This window comes from Glutamicibacter sp. AOP5-A2-18, assembly GCF_052446055.1.
GTDB lineage: Bacteria > Actinomycetota > Actinomycetes > Actinomycetales > Micrococcaceae > Glutamicibacter.
On the sequence record NZ_JBQSVW010000001.1, the window covers coordinates 473,159 to 493,636 of the forward strand.

Sequence of the window (20,478 nt, forward strand, 5' to 3'; positions counted from 1 at the left end):
TAACTGCCGCGGACTAACGGTGGAAGATCGGCGGGTAAAACAGCAAATCAACACGTAAAATAACGTATTTGAACGGACCGCGGTTGTAGCATGGGCACAAAGCTTAAGTACTGGAGAATTCATGCGTGTAACCTGGCCGCTGGCTGCCCGATGTGTGCTGGCAGGCACCGCTGCCGCCCTGGTCCTCTCCGGTTGCAGCAGTGATAAACCAGCTGATCAGCAAAGCATCACCATCTCTGCAGCAGCATCACTGCACGGTGCCTTCGATGAAATCGCCGAAGAATTTCGCAGCGAACATCCCGAAGTAAAGATCAACGGCATCAACTATGACGGCTCCTCAACTTTGGCCACACAAATTGTTGAAGGTGCGGACGTAGACGTGTTTGCTTCGGCTGACGAACGTAATATGGACGAGGTAACCGAAGCAGGATTTGGCCACGAACCAGTGATTTTTGCCAGCAATACCCTGGTGATCGCGGTGCCAAAAGATAACCCCGCCAACATCAAGTCGCTGTCCGATTTGGCCGGAGCCAGCACCGTACTGTGCGCCTCGCAGGTGCCGTGCGGTAACGCCTCACAGCAGTTGCTGACAAAGGCCGGGGTGAAGGTTAAGCCGGTCAGCGAAGAACAAAATGTCACCGCGGTGGTGCAGAAGGTAGCTGCCGGCGAAGCTGACGCAGGGCTGGTGTACGCCACCGACGTGGAGGATGAACCCGATCTGGCCGCTATCGTGCCCGAACGGGCCGATGAAGTGGTCAACAGTTACCCGATCGCCACCCTGGACGATAATCCGGCCGCCCAAGAGTTCCTCGACTTTGTCACCGGCGAGCGCGGCCAGCAGATCCTGACCGACTACGGATTTGGTAGTGGGGCTGCGCAGGGCAATGGCTAGCGACACTGGGCTGCGCGTCCCGGCTTTCACCCTCGCCCCGGCGGTGCTGGGGGTAGCCCTACTGATCTTGCCGCTGTTGGCCTTGCTGGGTCGGGCCAGCTGGTCCACCCTGCTTGCCGATGCCACCAGCGAACAAGCCCTGTCGGCCCTCTGGCTTTCGGTGCGCACCGGGGTGGCGGCCACCGCGTTGTGCGTTGTGCTCGGGGTGCCGCTGGCCCTGGTGATCGCCCGCAGCAGCCCGAAGATCGCGCAACTACTACGTGCACTAATCGCCGTACCCTTGGTGCTGCCACCGATGGTCGGTGGGGTGGCGCTGCTTTTCCTTTTTGGTCGCACCAGCCCGATCGGGCAACTGATCGATTCACTCTGGGGGATCACCCTGCCCTTTTCCACCGCTGCCGTGGTGATCGCGCAAAGCTTTGTGGCGCTGCCCTTCCTGGTGCTCTCGGTGGAGGGGTCGCTGCGCTCGGTGGGCACCGGGTACGAACAGGCCGCTGCAACTCTGGGCGCCGGGCGCTGGATGGTGCTCACCCGTATCACCCTGCCGTTGGCCGCCCCCGGGCTGGTGGCCGGGGTGATCTTGTGCTTCGCGCGGGCCATCGGCGAATTTGGGGCTACCGCGCTGTTTGCCGGCAATGCTCCCGGGGTCACCCAGACCATGCCGCTGGCGATCTACACCGCGTTTAATGGGGCCGGCGCCGGACGGGATACCGCCGTGGCGCTGTCCCTGTTGTTGCTGGGAACCGCGGTGCTGGTGCTGTTGTGTGTTCGCGCTTGGCGTCCGGGGGCCATCAAATGAGACTGCTTGTTGATCTGCAGGTGCCACGCGCCGGCTTTGACGTTCAGGCAAAATTCCAGGTGCGTTCGGGCAGTACGCTGGCGATCATGGGGCCCAGCGGGGCTGGCAAGTCCACCATCGTGAACGCCATCGCCGGAACCGAGAAAATTGCGGGCGGGCGGATCGAACTTGATGGCACCATTTTGGCCGATGTGCGCCGGCACCTAGCCCCGCACCTGCGCGGGGTGGGGCTGCTGGGTCAAGCCCCGCACCTGTTCCCGCATCTGGACGCGGTCAAAAATATTGCCTTTGGGGCCCACGCCTCGGGGTTGGGTAAAACTGCGGCGCTGGCTAGCGCCCACGAATGGCTGGCCCGGCTGGGACTAGAAGAACTGGCTGCTGCACGCCCGGCGGCGCTGTCTGGCGGGCAACGCCAACGCATCGCCCTGGCCCGAGCGTTGGCCGCCCGGCCCAAGCTGTTACTGATCGACGAGCCCTTTGCCTCACTGGATGTTGAGGCCGCCATGGATATGCGCGCACTGGTGCGCGAAGAGCTCACGCGCACAAATACCAGCGCCATTGTCATCTCGCATTCGGCCGCCGACACCTTGGCGCTGGCCGATCAACTGTTGGTTATGGAGCGCGGCCAGATCATTGACTCGGGCAGCGTGCCCGAAGTTTTTGCCAACCCGGTCAACCGGTTTATGCGCGCGGTGGTGGCCACCCTTCCCGCCAACCCACCAGGAGAACAGCGATGAAACGCCAGCCCGAAGAAGCTATCAGCGTGGCCGAACACAGCGCCCGGCTGTTAAGCCTGGTTCAGCCATTGGCACCACAAACCCTGCCGGTGGGCCCGGTACTGCACGGCGCGGTTCTGGCCAGCGACGTATTGGCCAGCCACCCGCTGCCCCTGTGGGATAACTCGGCGATGGATGGCTTTGCGGTGCGTAGCGCCGACACCGCGATTCTTACTTCAGGCAGCCCGGCCACCCTACAAGTCATCGGCGAAGTTCCCGCCGGCAGCAGCTGGGACCCGCAGCTGTTGCCCGGTCAGTGTGTGAAGATCATGACCGGCGCTCCCTTGCCCACCGCTGCCGACGCGGTGGTGCGCATCGAGGACACCAGTGCCGCGGTGGCCGGCTGGGACGTGTCCAGCGTGCGGATCAACGTGCCGGTGCCTAAAGGCAAAGATGTGCGTCAACGAGGTGAAGACCGCAGCACCGGCGAGCTGATCGCCCGCGCCGGAGATGAGCTCGGCGCAGCCCGACTTTCGGCCTTGGCCGCCGCAGGGGCGAGCGAACTGTTGGTGCGCACCATGCCCAAGGTGGCCGTGTTGGTCACCGGCGCCGAGCTACGCCCGCCGGGCCAAACACTGTCCCGCGGACAGATCCCGGAAACCAATTCGCTGCTGATTGCCGGGTTGCTCGCCGAGTCTGGCATTACTGCGGCCACGATCGTGCACTGTGTTGATGACCCGCAGACCGTGCGCGCGAAGCTTAATGAGCTGGCGCCCACCCACGACGCGATCCTGAGCACCGGTGGGGTCGGCCCCGGCGACTATGACGTGATGCGCAAGGTGTTGGCCGACGAGCCCGGCGTGTACGCCACCCGCGTGCGCGTACGCCCAGGCCAGCCGCAGTGTGCCGGACGTTTGGCTAAAGGCGCGATGATGTTCGCGCTGCCCGGCAACCCGGTGAGCGCAGCGGTCAGCTTCGAACTTTTTGTCCGCCCTGCCCTGCGTGCCATGCAAGGCCACAGCGTATTGCAGCGTCCCCGGCTCAAGGCAGTCGCCGCACTTGGGTGGAGGGCCGCCGGCAACCGCTTGCAGGTTTTGCCCATCGTCTTTGAGCATGGCGAGCAGCTGCGCTGCGCCCCGGCGGTTGCGGCCGGTCGCATCTCCCACTCGGTCGGTGGGTTCGGCTCCGCCCAGGGATACGCGCTGATTCCGGCCGGCGTTGAAGAGATCCACCCGGGCGATACCGTTGATGTACTGCGGACCGGGCTATGACGGACGACTTTGACGTGCTTGTGCTGGCCGGCGGGCGCGGCACCCGGCTGGGCGGAGCGAATAAGCCCGAACTGCTTGTTCACTCCCAGCGCTTGGTGGATCGGGTCATTCTTGCCGCCCGTCGTGCCACAGTCGGCCGCGTGGTGGTGATCGGCGATCAGGTCACCGGCGCCTTAGCCGACCTGGTGTTGCGCGAAGACCCGCCCTTTGCTGGCCCCTTAGCGGCCATCGCCGCCGGGATCTCTGAGGTGAGTAGCGGGTGGTGCATGATCCTGGCCTGCGACCTGCAGCATCCCGATGCGGTCATTTCTGCCCTGAGCGACCACGTGGATCAGTGCGCCGCCGATGGGCTGGTGCTTCGTGATGCTCAAGGCTACGTGCAGTGGCTCGCCGGGTACTATCGCACCGCCGCCGTCGCTGAAGCTTGCGAAAAACTGGACGGGCAGTTGGTTAATGCCCCGGTGCGCAAAGCGCTCGGCGCACTAGATTTGGCTGAACTACCGGTGGATGATGAAACCACCGATGACATCGATACCCCGCAGGCGCTGGAACGCTCCCGCCGCAACACAAAGGAATGACATGGCTGTACACCTGCCTCCCGAAGCGCTCAACGAATGGTTAGAAGCTGCGACCAAAGAGTTGGGACTCGACGCCACCGACGTTGACATTGCCACGGTCTTGGATGTTGCCAAGCACGTTGCCCACGAGGTTGCCCGCCCGGCGGCTCCGTTGAGTACCTTCCTGCTCGGTGTTGCCTTGGGCAGCAGTAAGGGCGATCTTTCCGGCCTTGCCCAGCAACTGGTTTCTCGTGCCCACCAATGGTCCGACGAGCATCCGGAAGATGACGCCTAATACGAAACAGTGTTCGAATTTTTCGCTTCAAAGTTCTGATCTCTTGTTGTGGAAAACCCTGTAATCCCGGTTATTTTCGGCGTATAATGAATATATGTTCGAAGACAAAGAAGTGTTCAGCGCTAATGTCGAAGACGGAATTCCTGAGGGATCCAGCTTCGGTAGAACACCATGTCTCACGCCAGAAGAGCTGTCGTTAGTCAATATGGCTCTGCGCAACGATGACCCAACTTTTTCGGTGATCGCTCTTGAGAAAGTTGAATCTCAAATTTCATTCCTCGGTTCGGTTCAGGCTCGTCTTGCAGCCCATATGGATGAAGACAACGAGACATCGCCGGGCAGACCGGCCACGGCAAAACAGCGCGGAACAGCAAGCCAGATAGCCTTGGCACGCAAGCGCTCACCTCATGCCTCCCTGGCTTACGTTCGTCGCATGCGCTTTTTGATCTCGGACATGCCCTACCTGTTTTCCCGGTATCAGCTTGGAGACTTTAGCGAGAAGCTGATCATGTCAATCTTGAGCCCGCTAGAAGACGTCAGCCGGTCAGAGCGACAGGAGTTTGACCGGTTTTTTGCCGACAATCCTTCAATGTTTGATTCAGCTTCTACTCATGAGGCCCATGACATTGCGCAAAAGACCGTGGATCAGATCCGCGGGGAAGAGCGCGATGAAGAAATTGAACGCAAGGCGAAGCGTCGTGGTGTTGCCTTCTTCAAAGGCAAAGACTGCATCAACATGAACGTGAAGTTGCCCATCGAGGTCGGTGTAGCAATTGAAGATGCCCTTGAGCATGAAGCCCAGAAGGCTAAAAAAGGCGGAGATCCGCGCACCATCAAGCAGCTGAAGGTCGACATTCTGGTATCCAAGCTCGCCGGCCATCCCGCCGACATGCCTCTGCCCATCAAGCTCCACGTCAATCTTGTGATGACGGATATGGCTTTGCTGATGGACGGAAAAGATCCGGCGTCAGTTTCTGGATACGGCAGTGTTCCGGCCAAATATGCGGCCCGACTCTTTGATAGCTATAACGAGTTGGATGACCACACTCCAACTTCGGAACTTGATCAGCTACGCAGGCGGATCAGGGCATTTCCATCCATCCGGCGGCTCTACGTTTTGCCTAAAGGTCAAGATTTGGTCGCCATGGACTCCAAGGAACGCCTCTTCAAGGGTTCACTGCGTAAGCTGCTGGAACTCAGAGATCCTTACTGTCGGACTCCCTATTGCAACAACAAGCCTAGACAAGCAGATCACGTTGAGCAGCATTGCAAAGGTGGAAAAACCTGCTCCATCAACGGTTGCATGAAGTGCGGTTACTGCAATCTAGCCAAGGAAGCTCCCGGATGGACCGAAAAAGTCATTCAGGAAACTCCACACAAGATCAAGATCAGTCCACCAGGAGCAGTCGAGTACGAATCTACTGCACCTCCACTGATCGGGTTGGCCAGACTGGAAAGCAAACTCACCGAAGTGATTGAAACTCGGAAAGTTGAAACGATTCCGAGTGATAGTCGTCAATTCATCATCCGGTTCCCGGATGCCTCCTAAGATCTTCACGCACTAGGCGTTCATTGGTGATGCCCTGCCCACGGTAGACTCGACAACTATGGCTATCGGCGCGACTATGCACACTTTTGACGTTCAACTTGCTGATGTAGATCGCGGGGTATACGAGGATCTTTCACTGCGCGTCGCGCAGCACCCCTCTGAGACCGATGCTTACATGATCACCCGAGTACTCACCTATTGCTTGGAGTACGAAGAAGGAATCACTTTCTCTGCTGGTGGCGTTTCAACTGGTGAAGAACCCGCAATTCTTGTCAAAGACCTCACGGGACTCATCACCGCCTGGATCGAGGTTGGCGCGCCAGATGCGCAGCGCTTGCACCTTGGAAGCAAGCGAGCAGACCGCACCGCAATTTACACTCACCGAGATCCAGCAAAGTTACTGGCATCTTGGCGAGGCAAGACGATCCACCAATCTTCTGAGATTCGGTTCCGATCTTTTGACCCCCAATTTGTTGATGAGGCAGTACGTTGCCTGACCCGTCGCAACACCATGTCGGTATCGGTCACTGAAGGCCAGATCTATTTCGAACTGAACGGAACAAATCTGGAAACCCAGATCAGCGAGCACATCATCGAGTAGTAAAGATTAATCTCCGATTCAACTGCTCTTGAATTGGAGGCCATCAGAGCGCGGAAGTATGGCCGGTGTTCATCAATGACACCGAAGGAAGTCCATCATGAAACTGCGCAGCATTACTTTGGGAACTGCAACGCTTTGCTTGGTTGCCTCACTGTCCGCACCAGCAATGGCCGCTGAAATCAAGTCTTCAGATTCTTCGCCGCTGGTGATCGGCCACCGCGGTGCTGCCGGTGTGGCACCGGAAAACACCTTGGAAGCCCTGAAAGCAGGAAGTCAGTCCGGAGCTGAATTTGTCGAAATTGATGTTCAGCTTTCCAAAGATGGGGTGCCGTTCATCTTCCACGACGGAACCCCAGCCCGCACCACAAATGTCGAAGAGGTTTTCCCGGATCGCGCCAACGATCCCATCACCTCGTTCACCTGGGACGAGCTCCAGCAGCTGGATGCCGGATCCTACTTCTCGGGCAAGTTTGTCGGGGCCAAGATTCCACACTTCGATGATGTTCCTAGCGTGCTGACCGGCGGCACCGGCGTCTTCATCGAGATCAAAGATCCTGCCTCATCGCAAGGCGTAGAGCAGGTTGTTGCCGATGCGCTGGCAAAAGACACCGAATGGAAGGCGCTGCTAGCTGCCAACAAGATCGAGGTACTGGGTTTTGACGCGGCATCCAACGAGCGTTTTGCGCAGCTGGCTCCGCAGGTGCCATTGCAGCAACTGACGGGAACTGTTCCTTCGGCACAAGAACTTGAGCACTACGCAACTTACGCTGACGCCTTCGGCACCAGCTACCGCACTCTGGACGCCGCTGGCGCGCAACGAGTTAAGGACGCAGGTCTGGGCTTGGGTGTGTACACCGTTGACTCTGAGGAAGTTGTCGATGACGCTTTGGAACTGGGCGTTGAGCGAATTACCGGTGACTTCCCGGCACAGATCGATCGTCACCTGAATGGCAAGAAAGTTTTCCCAGCCAATAACGGTGTGCTGATTTCTGATGCGTTGAACGATGCTCCAGGAAGTGACGTGACTCCTGAAAACGGCGAGTACGTTGTAGTGGAAAATACCGGTCAGCGGACCGTCGATGTCAGCGGCTACCTGATCCGCGATGCGGCTAACAACAAGCTGCAGATTGGCGATGGCTACGTATTGGAGCCAGGGCAGAAGCTGCGCGTGTACTCCGGTCCAGGTACCAACAGTGACGAAGCGTTCTACGTTGATGGTCCCGGTGTGCTGAACAATGGGGGAGACTCGTTGGCTCTGTGGGATGCCAAGGGCAAGCTCACTGATTTGTTCTCCAACTAGCTTGCAATAGCTTTTTGGGCAAAGCAAAACCCCGTAGATTCAATGAATCTACGGGGTTTTCTTGGCGGTGACGGTGGGATTTGAACCCACGGTACGGGGTTACCGTACACAACATTTCGAGTGTTGCACCTTCGGCCGCTCGGACACGTCACCAGACCTGATAACTCTATACCGAACCAAAGGTGAATACAAAAACGGAGGCCAGATATTCGCGCTGAAGTGGCTCGAAACACACCTGGCTGATGTTTTAGCTTCGTTTGCTCCGGAAGAATTCGCGCAGAAGCTCTGCACATTCTTGTTCTTTGACTCGTGAATAGACTTCGACCCAGTGGTTCAGTCGTGGTTCGCGAACGATGTCGAAGACCGAACCGCAGGCGCCGGCCTTTTCATCCCAAGCACCAAAAACAAGTTTGGGGATTCGAGCCAGGACAATTGCTCCGGCACACATGGCACAAGGTTCTAGGGTGACCACCAAGATGCAGTCGGTTAGTCGCCAACCATCGTCGTCGCCGCGTTCTTCCAAGGCCCGGACCGCTTCACGAATGGCCACCACTTCGGCATGCGCCGTGGGGTCTTTGACCGCTTCGCGTTGGTTGCGTCCGGTGGCCAGAACTTGACCTTCGGGGGAGAGGATCACTGCGCCGATGGGGACATCGTCTGTGGCTAGCGCGGCGCGTGCCTCACCCAGAGCAAGGTCCATCCAAGCTTCGTATTCGTGCACCATAGTGCTTTTACTTTACGTGCTAGCGCGTGATTCCTGTTTCTTTGGGCACATCATTATCGTTTAAGTGCGGAAAATCGGGGATTTCTATCGATTCAACTATGACGGTGCTGATAGATTTCTACTTATGCGCGTACAGGTAGTCGACCACCCGCTGGTGGCACACAAGGTTTCAGTTCTTCGAGATAAGAACACCCCATCTCCGATCTTCCGTCAGCTCACTGACGAACTGGTCACCCTGCTGGCCTACGAGGCAACCCGCGAGGTGACGACCGAAAGCATTCAGGTTGAAACCCCAGTTGCTACCACTATCGGTACTGCAATTGCCAAGCCGACCCCATTGGTTGTTCCGATCTTGCGCGCCGGTCTGGGCATGCTCGAAGGCATGACTCGTCTGGTGCCAACCGCAGAGGTTGGCTTCTTAGGCATGGCTCGCAACGAGGAAACCCTGGACATCATCACCTACGCTGACCGCGTTCCAAACAACCTGACTGGCCGTCAGGTATTTGTTCTGGATCCAATGTTGGCTACCGGCGGCACCCTGGCTGAAGCGATCAAGTTCATCTTCGATCGTGGCGCCGAATCGGTGACTTGCATCTGCCTGATCGCTGCCCCTGAGGGCGTGGCCCGTTTGGAAGAAATCCACGGTGGCGACAACCGCGTGCACATTGTGCTTGCTTCGTTGGACGAGAAGCTGAACGAAAAGTCCTACATCATTCCTGGCCTTGGTGATGCCGGTGACCGCCTGTACGGTGTCACCCCACCGATCGTCTAAGTAGTTTTCAGCAGTAGCCCACAGGCCACGGTCACTAGACCGTGGCCTGTGGTGTTTGCTCGTCCGACTCGTCGACGTCGGCTAGCGGCAGTCGTACTTCGAACACGGTATTGCCCGGTTCAGAGGTGACCGAGATGCTGCCACCGTGCGCCTCGACGATGCTCTTGGCAATCGGCAAACCTAGACCGGTGGTGCCGTCCGAACCCGAGCGTGCGGTGTCTGCCCGGGTGAAACGTTCAAAGACCCGAGGCAAGAACTCCGGTGCAATACCTTCACCGGTGTCATGCACCTCAAGCACTGCCTCGTCGGTCTCGTCATCCTGATCTACCGTCACCGTTACGGTATTGCCTGCCGAGGTGTGTTTACGTGCATTGGCCAAGAGGTTGGTGATCACGCGGCGTAATGACGTGGAGTCGGCAAAGACGATGGTCTGCTCGGCCAGGGATTCGAATTCCCACTGGTGATCGCTGGCGGTCAGTTTGAAATCTTCGGTGATGTCTGCGGTCAGCGTGCTCAAATCTAGGTTGCTGCGCTTAAACGAATTTTCTTCGTCCAAACGAGCCAACAGCAAGAGATTCTCCACCAGCGATCCCATTCGGCTGCTTTGCTGCAACACCCGGTCAACGGAGCGTTGTCCGTCGGGGGAGAAATGCTCGGTGGCGGATAGCAGCTCGGTGTAACCGCGAATTGAGGACAGCGGGGTACGTAACTCGTGCGAGGCATCGGCAACAAACTGTCGCATCTGGGCCTGAGACTTTTCGCGTGCGGTCAGGGCCGTGGAAACGTTGCTGATCATCGCGTTCAGTGCGTTGCCAACGTTCCCCACCTCGGTTCCTGGCACAGCATCCTCAACCGGTACACGTTGGGTCAAGGCCACCTTGCCCGAATCTAGATCCTCGGCGGCCACCGACTCGGCGACTGAAGCAACACGTTTAAGCGAGGCCAGTGAGCGGGAGATAAGCCACGAGCCAGCCAGTCCGGCACCAGCAATCAAGATCAGTGCAATAAACAGGGTCAGCCAAGCCATGCCACGCAGCGCCATATCCGTGCTGTGCAACGGCAGACCGACGATCAGGATCCCATTGGACCCGGAGTCTTTGACCGCGACCAGGTAGTAGTCGCCAACGGTTAGGTGGGCACGTACGGGATGGAATTTTCCGTCTCCGTGGGTATCGCTGAGTTCTAGGTCCACCATCGGAATCGCGTCTTCTTGGCTCAGCTGCTGCAACTCACCGGTGCGTTCGTCGAGCACACCACCGTTGAAGACGTACTTGTCCACAAAGCGTGCGGTCAGCGTACCGGCGGACTGTCCCGGAGCGTCCAGACGTGAGTTCACCGCTGGTGCGCCTTGGGAGTAGTTCAGCGCCCGCTCGGTGGTCAATCGCAGTTGGCTATTGAGCTGGTCCATCAACGTCTGGCGCATGCCGGCGTTATAGAGCACACCCAAAAGTACCGAGACAGCCGTGAGTGAAGTGAGCAGGATCAGCAGCAGTTTGCGCTGCAGGGAGTGTGGCGAACCTACGTTGGTGCTGGGGGAGAAACGACTCATGCCGCCGGCTTCAGGACGTAGCCCACGCCACGTACGGTGTGGATCATTGGCTCTGCGTCAACGTCGATCTTCTTGCGCAGGTAGGAGATGTAGAGCTCGACAATATTTGCCTGCCCGTCAAAGTCATAGTGCCAGACGTTGTCCAAGATCTGGGACTTGGAAACCACGCGACGGGCATTGCTCATCAGGTAGCTGAGCAGATCAAACTCGGTGGCGGTCAAGGAGATTTCGCGTCCCGCGCGGGAGACATCGTGCGAGTCCATGTTCAGCACCAGATCGCCGACCACTAGTTCAGCGGAGTCCGCTGCCGCGGCGCCCGAGCGCTCAACCAAACGGTGCAGTCGGATCAGTACTTCTTCGAGGCTGAACGGCTTGGCGACGTAGTCGTCGGCTCCGGCGCCTAGGCCCTCGATGCGGTCTTCGACGGCATCCTTAGCTGTGAGGAACAGGACGGGGATTTCAGGGAAATGGGTGCGGACCTTGCGAAGTACTTCTGGGCCGTCAAAACCTGGCAGCATCCAGTCCAAAACCAGTACGTCGGGGGCCAGAGAGCGGGCGGTGGCTACGGCTTCTGGGCCGTCGTGAGCCATGGTGGCTTCCCAACCAAGCATGCGGGTACCCATGGAGACCAGTTCGGCCAGCGATGGTTCATCGTCTACAACAAGGACTTTGATGGCAGTGCCATCAGGGTGGGTGAGGCGGGGCAGTTGCGAAGGTGAAAACCGAGAATCGTTCATGTTTAACAGCGTCTCCTATTGCCTTGGGGTAAGAATATGTTTTTACTGTGCGCCAGCTATGACTGTATGTCGAGTTTATGCAGGATTTTTGCTAACGGGAGGTACTTAATTTGGTCAAGGGTAGTGATCGACGAATGATTGAAGTGTGGACTGCGTGTTGTCGTGAATGAATATTCACGCCCCTGAATAGGGTAGTCACTATGTTCGGTCGAAGTAAAAGTCTTGATCATATTGAGTAGTTAAGCGCTTAGATAGTCAAGAAATGTCTAAAGTGGTGTGTATCACCTTTGAACGTATTTGTCTCACTATGTGGACATAGCCATAGTTTGTTACTTGCAAGTTGACAATGTTACGAGGAAACTAGAGGTGTGAGTACGGCGCAGAACAGCAAAAAGCATCCCGACGGACAGTCGTGGTTTGCCGATGCAACTTGTAATCGAATGCTCGGCGTCGGCGGCTAAAAGATGAATTTACGGCTCGTTCGTAAATAGAAATCGGAAAGTCGCTGACGGGAAACCCAACTGCTGAACGTGGACGAAGGCCATGAACGGCGCAAGCAAAACCCGAAGCACGAGCGCCAGACCACTTGGCCTTCGCACTAAAAGAGGAAAACATTATGTCGGCTGGATCCGGATACGTCCACGTTTCAATTCGCAACGCGCAGAACCGCGCAGCTGCTGCACAGCGTCAGGCTGCTGGCAACTATGCACCAGCGGGATATCGTCCCCTGCGCGCAGTTTCTAACACCCCAGAAACTCGTGAACCATCCCATCAGCCGACCACCACTGCCGTGCAGTCCACCGGTCAGGCCACCGCCGACACTTCGGCTCGCGGCTTTGTACTGTACGTAGGACTTGATGAAGCGGCAGCTCAGGCGCAGGGTACTTCGCTGGGCAAGCTGGCAACTCAGGTTCGCGCCTTCCTCGCCACCCTTTCTCCTCAGGCTCAGACCCACGCCGCCGTGGCACTGGCTCCAACCAGCGCGCAGGGTGAGCCAATTGACGTTGTACGTCAGGCGCTGGGAGACCCAACCGTCTCACGCCGTCCACGTGCCGAAGCTCGTCCAAGCACCCCACGCCCATCGGGTGTACTGATCGACCTTTCGCGTCGCGAAGTCTACCTAGACGGCGAAACCTTGAATCTGACTTTCAAGGAATTTGAACTGCTCAACTTCCTGGTTGAAAACGGCACCCGCACTGTGGGACGCGAAGAACTGCTGGAAAACCTATGGCGCAATGCCGAAGAGGTACCCAACGAACGCACCATCGACGTACACATCCGTCGCCTGCGCTCCAAGCTAGGTCGCCTAGCTAATACCGTGCGCACCGTGCGCGGTCAGGGCTACCGCTTCTACGAGCACCCAGAAGTTGTTGTTTGGGCAGCGCCTGAATACTCCATCTAATTGCACCACCTGGCAACGGCGGGCAAACCGTATTCGGTTTGCCCGCCGTTGCTGTCTTAAGCTGGGAAGATGAACACCATGCAATCGCGCAAGCTCATCCTCATGCGTCACGCCAAAGCCGACTACCCGCTGGGTGTGAGCGATCATGAGCGACCGCTGGCATCGCGCGGGCATCGTGAAGCTCCAGCGGCCGGTGCCTGGCTAGTAGAGAACAATCTGGTGCCGGACTATATCCTGTGCTCTGATGCGCTGCGAGCTCGATCCACCTGTGCATGGGTGCTCTCAGAGCTTGGTGAAAAGGGGCCCACGCCCTACGTGGACTCGCGGATTTATGGTGCCGGTGTTGCGAAGCTGTGCTCCATTATCAATGAGGTGCCCGATACGGTCAGCACACTCTTGGTGATTGGCCACCAGCCGGTGCTTCAGGACCTTGCCCTTCGACTTGCCTCGGTGGACTCCGACGAGGAGGCCGTGTACGAGCTGGCCATGGACTATCCAACGCTGGGAACAACGGTGCTTGAAACCAGCCATTCGTACTCGCAGTTGGACTCTCGCGATGCAAATATTACCCATTTCTTCGCACCACGACCCGCATGAGAGTACTCTCACCAAGTTTTTTCTTATCGCCTAGTCACCGGCTAATTATCCGATGATCTGCGGTTATGAGAGGCAGATGAAAGCCGTCTCATCGGATGTAGGTGAACCCACCAGCGGGAGTTCATCTTGGGTTAACCATTACTCGATTCACTGAGAACTGTTGGCGAAAGCGCCAATGCCGGAACACGTTGAACGTGGACCGGGACTCGGGTGAAAAGGAAATGGGATCATGGCCGCCATCGCACAATCGCTTCCGTTGCAGAGCACCGAAGCTCGCAATGAACTACAGCAGCCCATCGACGCACAGCGCGCGAGCCGTATTCGTGCTGCCTACACCACGCGGTTTGTTGCCGCGCAGCTACAACGCAACCCGCAAGACTTCCAGATCGTGCGCCGTGCAAATATGGTCCCCAGCGCCGGGGACGTGGTGATCGCCAAGGTCACCGAGCTGGGCAAACACCTGCGTTTGCAATCTCCGACCTCGCGCCGACAGCTCATGTTTGTCGGTCAAGAAATCATGGTGGCGTACGGGCACCGCTACGCACCGGATCAGTTCCTGGCTCATGTTCCAAACAACCTTGGACCGTGCCAGTTGGTGGCCGGCGGGGGCGTGGCCAGCGGAGTGATCGAACAGCACGCCTCCATCGATAAGGCCACAGCTCTTGAACCGGTGGGGCTGTTGTTGCGGCACGGCCAGGTAGTGAACCTGCGAGACTTTGCTCCGCTGGATATCCATAATGAATCGGCACAGGCCGCGCAGGTTGGAGCCAAGCGGCCTCCGGTCATCGCTGTGCTGGGAACGTCGATGAACTCCGGAAAATCCACCACTTTGGGGTGCCTGGTCAACGGGTTGGTCAACGCTGGGCTGAACGTCGCGGCCGGTAAAGCTACCGGAACCGGCGCGGGCAATGACCCGGATTTGTTCACCGACGCAGGGGCCTTTAGCGTCTGCGACTTCACCGACTTTGGATTCCCAACCACCTACAAACTGGATTACGAAACGGTTCGCTCGCTGCTGGTGGCGATGATCCGTGAGCAAAGCGCTACCGGTGCCGATGCGGTCATCATCGAGATCGCTGACGGGCTTTTCCAGGGTGAGACCTCGCGATTGTTGGCCGATCCGATCTTCGCCGAGCATATCGACAGGGTAGTTTTCAGTGCCCAAGATGCCTTGGGAGCCCAAGCGGGAGAGCGCATCTTATTGGAGGTCGGGCTTGATGTTGCTGCCGTCTCCGGAGTGGTGACCGCCTCCCCGCTGGCCGCCCAAGAGGCGCAGAATCAGCTATCCACCGCGGTGATCGGCACCTACGATCTATGCCAAGCCGAGGTAGCCACCAGCTTGCTGCCTACACGTTAGGTGGCGAAGTTGAGCAAAATGCAGGTGGCGCTGCCGCCATTGCTCGCAGGGAAACGCCGAATACTGCTGGCCGGGCTGCTGAGTCTGGGGATCATTGCCGGCCTGATATCCATCATCATTTCTTGGCTGATCGGACAGCTCACCACCACAGTGAGCAGCACAATGCTTGGGGCGGTAGTGGGGTTGATCCTCGGATTTTTTGCCGCCACATATGCGCAGCGGGTACTGGCCGAGAAGCTGGGGCAACACTATGTGGCGCAGCTGCGCCGCGGGTTGATCTCTCACGCTTTGCGCAGTGCACGGGGGCCTTCGGCGGGTATCACCATCGCCCGATCCACGAATGATCTCTCATCTATCCGTAACTGGATTGTGCAGGGAATGGTGCCGCTGGTGGCAGGAGTGCCGTTGCTGTTTCTCAGCGGGGTTGGGCTGTGGATGTTGCACCCATTGTTGGCCGGGAGCCTTGGGGTGACACTGGTGTTGGAGGTCGTCTTTTTGCTGGCCTTGACACCGGGGACTTTTGGCAGTGCTCGGAGGTTGCGGAAAAACCGTGGTTATTTGGCAGCCCGAATTTCCGACACGGTTGCTGCGCGGACTGCCATTAGCGCTGGGGGAGGCATCGACCGCGAGGTCAGTCGGGTGCAGGACTCTTCACAGAAAGTGATCGATTCCTCGGTGCAGCGCGCCCGATTTGCTGGGGCCTTACGTGCAAGTGCGCTGGCGGTACCGCTGCTGGGGACTGCCTTGATGGTCGGTGCTGCGTCGTTGCTTGGGCTGGAAAGCTCTGCCGTGGCCACGGCGCTGACCCTGATTGGGATCTGCGCCGGGGCGCTGGGGGAATGGGGCAAAGCGGTGGAGTACCGGCAGAACTACAAGGCCGGCCGGCGCATCATTGCTCCCTTGCTACAGCAGGAGGAACAGTGGCGAAAAGCTGATGAACAATCGTTGAGCACTCGTGATGCCAAGGAGCTGCTGGGGCAGCGCGCCGTGGTGCGGATTCAGTTGCCTTACCATACTGACGCCCTTGGTCTGCCACCTTACCCAGTTTTGCGTGCCCAGCCCGGTGAACGCATCGCGCTACAGGGCAACGACTGGCAGCGGGCCGCGTTACTTGAATCAATTGCCACCGGCAACCTTGATCAGTGTGGCGACCCGGATGCTGGAGTGTGGATTGCCGAAGGACGCAGCGAAGATTTGCCCCCAAGCCAGCGACGCAAACTGGTGGGCTCAGCCCTCGAAGCAATGGTGCCCGAACGTGGCACCCTGGCGCGGGCCTTACGTTACCGTCATCCCGGGGCCTCACTAACTAAGGCACTGAAATTGGCGGGGGAGTGTGGGCTTGACCTGACGCAGTTACCAGAGCGGGATCAAACCCGACTTCGTCGTGGCGGAAAGCCACTGGAGCGAAGTCAGCAGGCAGCCCTTTTGGTGGCTCGTGCCTTATTGCGCGAACCGCCGGTGCTGGTGATCGATGAGTTGCTGACCCGTCTACCGCATAGCGCATACCCGGGCGTGGTGCAGCGGGTCAACAACTATCCGGGCGTGGTGATTTATGCCGGAGACTTGCCGGGAATTAATCCGACTAGTTCTTGGCAGACGGCGCAGTTGCCAGCAAGCCATCAACGATGAGCGACACTGAGCGCACCATCTGATCGCGCTCCAGTTCATCGCTGCGCGTCGTGCTCATGCGTGCGTTGAAAAGTGTCGCACCAAAAATGGTGGTGGCTACTGGCAGCTTTTCTGCTTTGGGCAGTTTCACCAAGCGCTCGAGGACTTCGATGAGCAAGGTGGTGACCTGAGAGTGCAACGAGGTGGCTGGGAAGTCGCTGGCGGTGTCGGCGCTGAGCTGCTCTTGCATCCACAGTTGAACAAATGCCGGGTAGCTGGCCACGAAGTCCATGGCGAATTCCAGCATCTTCTTGAGCGCTTGATAGGCATCGGCGTCGGCGGCTGCCTGACTGAGCCCATCAAGGAGTTTCTGCGCACCAAAGTGCAGGATCTGGCTGACCAGTTCGTCCTTGGAGCCGTAGTTGTAATACACGGTTCCTTTAGACACTCCGGCTGCCGAAGCGATTTCATCGACCGACACCGCGTCGGGGGAACGGGTGCCCAGCAGTTTCATGGCAGCTTCAAAAAGCCGTTCCTTGGAACTGGTGGCGCGCAGCCGTTGGCGCTGGGCTGGGGTGGCTGTCAATCTTTCAACTCCGGTTGCAGGGTCTTCAAGGTCCAAGTTTTGTTCTTGCGCACGGCCAGCATGCTTAGCAGTAATCCTAGGGCGGTGTAGGCGAGCAAGGATCCGATGATGCCCGAGAGCACGCCCAGATCGGCACCGTAGACCAGGTGACGCAAGCCCAGTACCACGTTGCCCATGGGCAAGATTTGGTGCAGGAATTGCAACGGTTCTGGCAAGGTCTGCCATGGGAAGGTACCACCGGCGGTGATCAGCTGCAGCACCATGAGCACCAATACGAGGAACTTACCCGCGGTGCCCAGCAGCGCGAAGAATCCTTGGATCAGGGCACTGAAGCATAGGGCCGCGAGGACCAGTAGCAGCCAAGCCATCCATGGGTGCGCCGTGTTCAGGCCCAGACCGAAGTGCACCGCAGCGTAGAGCATGCTGGTCTGCACCACGGCAATGGCTGCAAAGGGAAGCCAGCCGCCGATCGAAATCTTCCAGTTACTACCGTTGGATAGTAGCGCGCGCTTGGTGATCGGGCGCATCACCTGGGTCAGGACCAAAACACCCATGTAGGTTGCCAAGGTCATGAAGAATGGGGCCAAACCGGCACCGTAGGACTGGGCCTCGGCCTGTTTGACGTTATCAAGCGCTACCGGCGAACCGATGGCATCGGCGAGCTTATCGCTGGTCTTTTGATCCGGGTTGGGTACCTGCTTTACACCATCATCAAGACCGCTGGCGAGATCGGAGGAACCGTCTTCAAGCTTGTTAGCGCCCTTGGACAGATCACCAACTCCGTCAGAAAGTTTCACGAGCCCACCGTGCAGTTGATCGGTACCGTCAACGAGGGAAGCGGCTCCGGTATCAAGGGTTTTGGCGCCGTCGGCAGCCTTGGCGGTGCCCTCTAGCGCGGAGGCTTGACCGTCGGCCAGTTTCTGAGCTCCGTCGTTGGCACTGTGCGCGCCGGTGGCCAGCTTGGCCGAACCATCGGCGGCGGTGGAAATACCGTCGACCAAAGATGGTACTGCGGCGTCCAGTTTTTGGGTGCCGGCAGCCAAAGTACCCAGTCCGGTGGCAAGCTGCTTGTTGCCGTCGGCTACCTTCTCGGAGCCATCGGAGAGTGTATGCAGCTTCTGTTGCATGCTGGTCAGTCCGGAGTTGACCTCGTTCACCTTGGAATCCAGGGTGCTGGGCACAGTGGAATTCTCAACACTTTGGGTGACCGTGGATTCAACGGTTGTGGCTTGCTCTTCGGTCAAGGTGCCGTCGGCGACGAGCTTGTCCAGCTGTGCCTGAGTGTCGGTTTTGACGTTGTCCAGCTTTTTATCTGCGTCCGTTTGCAGCTGATCAATTACCGAGATGGCATCATCGGCGGTGGTAGCCAGTTGCTTGTTGCCGTCGGCGACCTGACGGGAGCCGGTGGCGAGCTGATCGGCCGCGCTCTTGGCGCTCTGCGCACCGTCGTTAAGCTGGTCCACCGAGCTTGGCAGCGCCTTGGTTTTGGATTCCATGGTGTTTAGCCCGGAGCTGAGCTTGTCCGCACCAGCGGCTAGTTCACTGGTGCCGTCGGCCAAATCGTTGGTGCCGTTGCTCAGCTTTTTCTGTCCGGCCAGTAGTTCCTGTAGACCGCCCGAGAGCTGGGCGGTGCCGCCCTTGAGCTTAACGCTGCCGTCGGACAGTTCGCTGCTGCCGTCAACTAATTTGGTGGTGCCATCGGCCAGGGTGAGAACACCGTCGCCGAGGCTCATCGTACCGTCGTAGAGTTTTTCGGCGCCGTCGGCGGCTTCGCCCATGGAATCGTGGATGTCCACAAAACCGGCAATCATCGCTGAGGCAGTTTCGGTTCCCACCTCTTCAGAGACGGAGGTGCGCACTTCGCCGGCGAGCGTGCGGGCGAAGTTGGAAACCATGAAGTTATTGGCGTCGTTGGTCAGCAGCTCAAGGTCTGCCTGGTCGGCGTCCTTAAAGTCGCCCGGGGAAACGAGGGCAGCGCTGAAGTTATCCGGCAGAACGAGTGCAAAGGCGTATTCGCCGCTGGCCACCGCGTCCTCGGCGTCTTTACGGGAGTCGAGGTGGGCCCAGCTGAAGGTGCCGTCCTCTTCGAGGTTGTCGACGACGCTATCACCAACGCGGGTGAACTCGCCGTCCTTTTTTGCGCCGTCATCGAGGTTGACCACAGCTGCGGTGACCTTGTCCAAGTTTCCCTGAGGATTCCAGTTGGCGTAGAGGTATAGGGCACCGTAAAGCAACGGGACACAGGTCAAAGCGATCAGCGCCAGTTTAGGCAGGGTGCCACGGGTCATGCGCTTAAGTTCAGAGAGCGCAAGTTGCAAAGTCGTCATTAGTTTTCCTTCGCTTCGCTGGTCTCAGCGGCGATTGGTTCGTCTTCACTGACCGGATCCTCATCGAGAGGAGCTTCTCTGGCTGATTCATCAGCAAGCGGTACCTGGTTCGTGGGTTCGGGAAGATCTAGGTCCAGTTCTTCTTGCACAAATTCTTCGCCGGAGAACTCTTCGTGCATTGGTTCGACCGCCGGAAGGGTCAGCTCAATGGGCTGCGCCGAGAGAGATCCGAGGTAACTCACCGGGCCATCCCAGCCGTAGGGAACATGGCTCACGATGGCCACCACAGCAAATTCGCGTGAGCTGGAAGCAAAATCGGCCAGCAGATCCATCCAGAGTTCGTCTTGCATATCGTGACGGTCTGGTGCATCGAGAACTAGCAGTTCCAACTTGGGGTTCTCAGCAGCCAGAAGTAGCTGTAGTTCCATGCGTTGTGCTGGGTCGATTGCGTCGGCCCATTCGCTGGCAACATCGCTGAAACCGTGCTCTTCCATCCACTTTTTGGGCCGAGGCTTGCGCCAAATGGGACCGGGAACCAATGCAAGGTCTTCGCCGACTAGGTCACGGACCTTTAGGTATGCTTCGGGCTCGTTGACTTCAGGGGAGTCGAGCAATGCGCTGTGCTGTCGCAGGGTTTTCAGTGAGTCTGAATGTCCCCAGGCCACCGTTCCGGTGGTTGGCTGCATCCGTCCGCTGAGCGCGAGGGCCAACGCGGTACGCGAAATCTGCGGGTCGGCAACAACTAAGAGAACTTCACCGCGGTCCACACGTAAAGAGGTGGGCGGCACTAGTTCTTCATGGCGGCCTTTGACGGTGACTGAATCTGCGATAAGCACAAA

General features: G+C 58.4%; 20 protein-coding genes and 1 tRNA gene. 14 read left to right on the forward strand and 7 right to left on the reverse strand.

Annotated features, from left to right (window positions below; all coding sequences use genetic code 11):
• Nucleotides 1–121 precede the first annotated feature (121 nt).
• The 9 genes from modA (at nucleotide 122) to ACT3RW_RS02370 (ending at nucleotide 7,980) form a co-directional block, all read left to right on the forward strand.
• Nucleotides 122–892, forward strand: a complete 771-nt coding sequence (modA, locus tag ACT3RW_RS02330; protein ID WP_131090443.1) for a molybdate ABC transporter substrate-binding protein — start codon at nucleotides 122–124, stop codon at nucleotides 890–892.
• Complete coding sequence (locus ACT3RW_RS02335; RefSeq protein WP_444612694.1) at nucleotides 885–1,691, forward strand: ABC transporter permease; 807 nt, start codon at nucleotides 885–887, stop codon at nucleotides 1,689–1,691. The genes modA and ACT3RW_RS02335 overlap by 8 nt, the downstream gene beginning before the upstream one ends.
• Nucleotides 1,688–2,428 carry an ATP-binding cassette domain-containing protein gene (locus ACT3RW_RS02340; protein WP_444612695.1) on the forward strand — a complete coding sequence of 247 codons (741 nt, stop codon included), beginning with the start codon at nucleotides 1,688–1,690 and terminating at the stop codon, nucleotides 2,426–2,428. Before ACT3RW_RS02335 ends, ACT3RW_RS02340 begins: the two co-directional genes overlap by 4 nt.
• The gene (locus ACT3RW_RS02345; RefSeq protein ID WP_444612696.1) at nucleotides 2,425–3,678 is read left to right on the forward strand and encodes a molybdopterin molybdotransferase MoeA; all 1,254 of its coding nucleotides are present in this window, start codon (nucleotides 2,425–2,427) and stop codon (nucleotides 3,676–3,678) included. The genes ACT3RW_RS02340 and ACT3RW_RS02345 overlap by 4 nt, the downstream gene beginning before the upstream one ends.
• The gene (mobA, locus tag ACT3RW_RS02350) at nucleotides 3,675–4,256 is read left to right on the forward strand and encodes a molybdenum cofactor guanylyltransferase (RefSeq protein ID WP_444612697.1); all 582 of its coding nucleotides are present in this window, start codon (nucleotides 3,675–3,677) and stop codon (nucleotides 4,254–4,256) included. Before ACT3RW_RS02345 ends, mobA begins: the two co-directional genes overlap by 4 nt.
• A 1-nt stretch (nucleotide 4,257) precedes the next feature.
• The gene (locus tag ACT3RW_RS02355) at nucleotides 4,258–4,530 is read left to right on the forward strand and encodes a DUF6457 domain-containing protein (protein WP_444612698.1); all 273 of its coding nucleotides are present in this window, start codon (nucleotides 4,258–4,260) and stop codon (nucleotides 4,528–4,530) included.
• A gap of 94 nt (nucleotides 4,531–4,624) precedes the next feature.
• On the forward strand, nucleotides 4,625–6,079 hold the full coding sequence (locus ACT3RW_RS02360; RefSeq protein ID WP_444612699.1) for a hypothetical protein: 1,455 nt from the start codon (nucleotides 4,625–4,627) through the stop codon (nucleotides 6,077–6,079).
• Nucleotides 6,080–6,137: 58 nt separating this feature from the next.
• Nucleotides 6,138–6,680 (forward strand): YaeQ family protein, encoded by a 543-nt coding sequence (locus tag ACT3RW_RS02365; RefSeq protein ID WP_131090436.1) that lies wholly within the window; start codon nucleotides 6,138–6,140, stop codon nucleotides 6,678–6,680.
• Nucleotides 6,681–6,777: 97 nt separating this feature from the next.
• Nucleotides 6,778–7,980 (forward strand): glycerophosphodiester phosphodiesterase family protein, encoded by a 1,203-nt coding sequence (locus tag ACT3RW_RS02370; protein WP_444612700.1) that lies wholly within the window; start codon nucleotides 6,778–6,780, stop codon nucleotides 7,978–7,980.
• 62 nt (nucleotides 7,981–8,042) lie between these two features.
• On the opposite strand, the gene ACT3RW_RS02375 is transcribed toward ACT3RW_RS02370, so the two are convergent.
• Both ACT3RW_RS02375 and tadA read right to left on the reverse strand, forming a co-directional pair.
• Nucleotides 8,043–8,133, reverse strand: a tRNA-Ser gene (locus ACT3RW_RS02375).
• 94 nt (nucleotides 8,134–8,227) lie between these two features.
• Nucleotides 8,228–8,704: a tRNA adenosine(34) deaminase TadA gene (gene tadA, locus ACT3RW_RS02380; protein ID WP_444612701.1), complete on the reverse strand. Its 477-nt coding sequence runs from the start codon at nucleotides 8,702–8,704 to the stop codon at nucleotides 8,228–8,230.
• Nucleotides 8,705–8,828: 124 nt separating this feature from the next.
• On the opposite strand from tadA, the gene upp reads away from it, so the two are divergent.
• Nucleotides 8,829–9,476, forward strand: a complete 648-nt coding sequence (gene upp / locus ACT3RW_RS02385; RefSeq protein WP_131090433.1) for a uracil phosphoribosyltransferase — start codon at nucleotides 8,829–8,831, stop codon at nucleotides 9,474–9,476.
• Nucleotides 9,477–9,510: 34 nt separating this feature from the next.
• On the opposite strand, the gene ACT3RW_RS02390 is transcribed toward upp, so the two are convergent.
• Complete coding sequence (locus tag ACT3RW_RS02390; RefSeq protein WP_131090432.1) at nucleotides 9,511–11,025, reverse strand: sensor histidine kinase; 1,515 nt, start codon at nucleotides 11,023–11,025, stop codon at nucleotides 9,511–9,513.
• Nucleotides 11,022–11,762 carry a response regulator transcription factor gene (locus ACT3RW_RS02395; RefSeq protein WP_131090431.1) on the reverse strand — a complete coding sequence of 247 codons (741 nt, stop codon included), beginning with the start codon at nucleotides 11,760–11,762 and terminating at the stop codon, nucleotides 11,022–11,024. Before ACT3RW_RS02395 ends, ACT3RW_RS02390 begins: the two co-directional genes overlap by 4 nt.
• Nucleotides 11,763–12,378: 616 nt before the next feature.
• Between ACT3RW_RS02395 and ACT3RW_RS02400 the strand changes: the two genes are divergently transcribed.
• The 4 genes from ACT3RW_RS02400 (at nucleotide 12,379) to ACT3RW_RS02415 (ending at nucleotide 16,747) form a co-directional block, all read left to right on the forward strand.
• A complete protein-coding gene (locus ACT3RW_RS02400) occupies nucleotides 12,379–13,164 on the forward strand; it encodes a winged helix-turn-helix domain-containing protein (RefSeq protein ID WP_131090430.1) in 786 nt (261 codons plus the stop codon).
• A 69-nt stretch (nucleotides 13,165–13,233) separates the two neighbouring features.
• The gene (locus tag ACT3RW_RS02405; RefSeq protein WP_131090429.1) at nucleotides 13,234–13,761 is read left to right on the forward strand and encodes a SixA phosphatase family protein; all 528 of its coding nucleotides are present in this window, start codon (nucleotides 13,234–13,236) and stop codon (nucleotides 13,759–13,761) included.
• A gap of 229 nt (nucleotides 13,762–13,990) precedes the next feature.
• Nucleotides 13,991–15,118: a DUF1611 domain-containing protein gene (locus tag ACT3RW_RS02410; RefSeq protein ID WP_444612702.1), complete on the forward strand. Its 1,128-nt coding sequence runs from the start codon at nucleotides 13,991–13,993 to the stop codon at nucleotides 15,116–15,118.
• 18 nt (nucleotides 15,119–15,136) lie between these two features.
• Complete coding sequence (locus tag ACT3RW_RS02415) at nucleotides 15,137–16,747, forward strand: ABC transporter transmembrane domain-containing protein (RefSeq protein ID WP_444614603.1); 1,611 nt, start codon at nucleotides 15,137–15,139, stop codon at nucleotides 16,745–16,747.
• Here the strand turns inward: ACT3RW_RS02415 and ACT3RW_RS02420 are convergent.
• Genes ACT3RW_RS02420 through ACT3RW_RS02430 form a run of 3 tightly spaced genes read right to left on the reverse strand, consistent with a single transcriptional unit; the run spans nucleotide 16,701 to nucleotide 20,427 of the window.
• Nucleotides 16,701–17,312 (reverse strand): TetR/AcrR family transcriptional regulator, encoded by a 612-nt coding sequence (locus ACT3RW_RS02420; protein ID WP_444612703.1) that lies wholly within the window; start codon nucleotides 17,310–17,312, stop codon nucleotides 16,701–16,703. The genes ACT3RW_RS02415 and ACT3RW_RS02420 overlap by 47 nt on opposite strands.
• A complete protein-coding gene (locus ACT3RW_RS02425; protein WP_444612704.1) occupies nucleotides 17,309–19,639 on the reverse strand; it encodes a YhgE/Pip family protein in 2,331 nt (776 codons plus the stop codon). The genes ACT3RW_RS02420 and ACT3RW_RS02425 overlap by 4 nt, the downstream gene beginning before the upstream one ends.
• Nucleotides 19,639–20,427, reverse strand: coding sequence for an ABC transporter ATP-binding protein (locus tag ACT3RW_RS02430; protein ID WP_444612705.1), 789 nt, complete (start codon nucleotides 20,425–20,427; stop codon nucleotides 19,639–19,641). Before ACT3RW_RS02430 ends, ACT3RW_RS02425 begins: the two co-directional genes overlap by 1 nt.
• Between the last annotated feature and the right edge of the window lie 51 nt (nucleotides 20,428–20,478).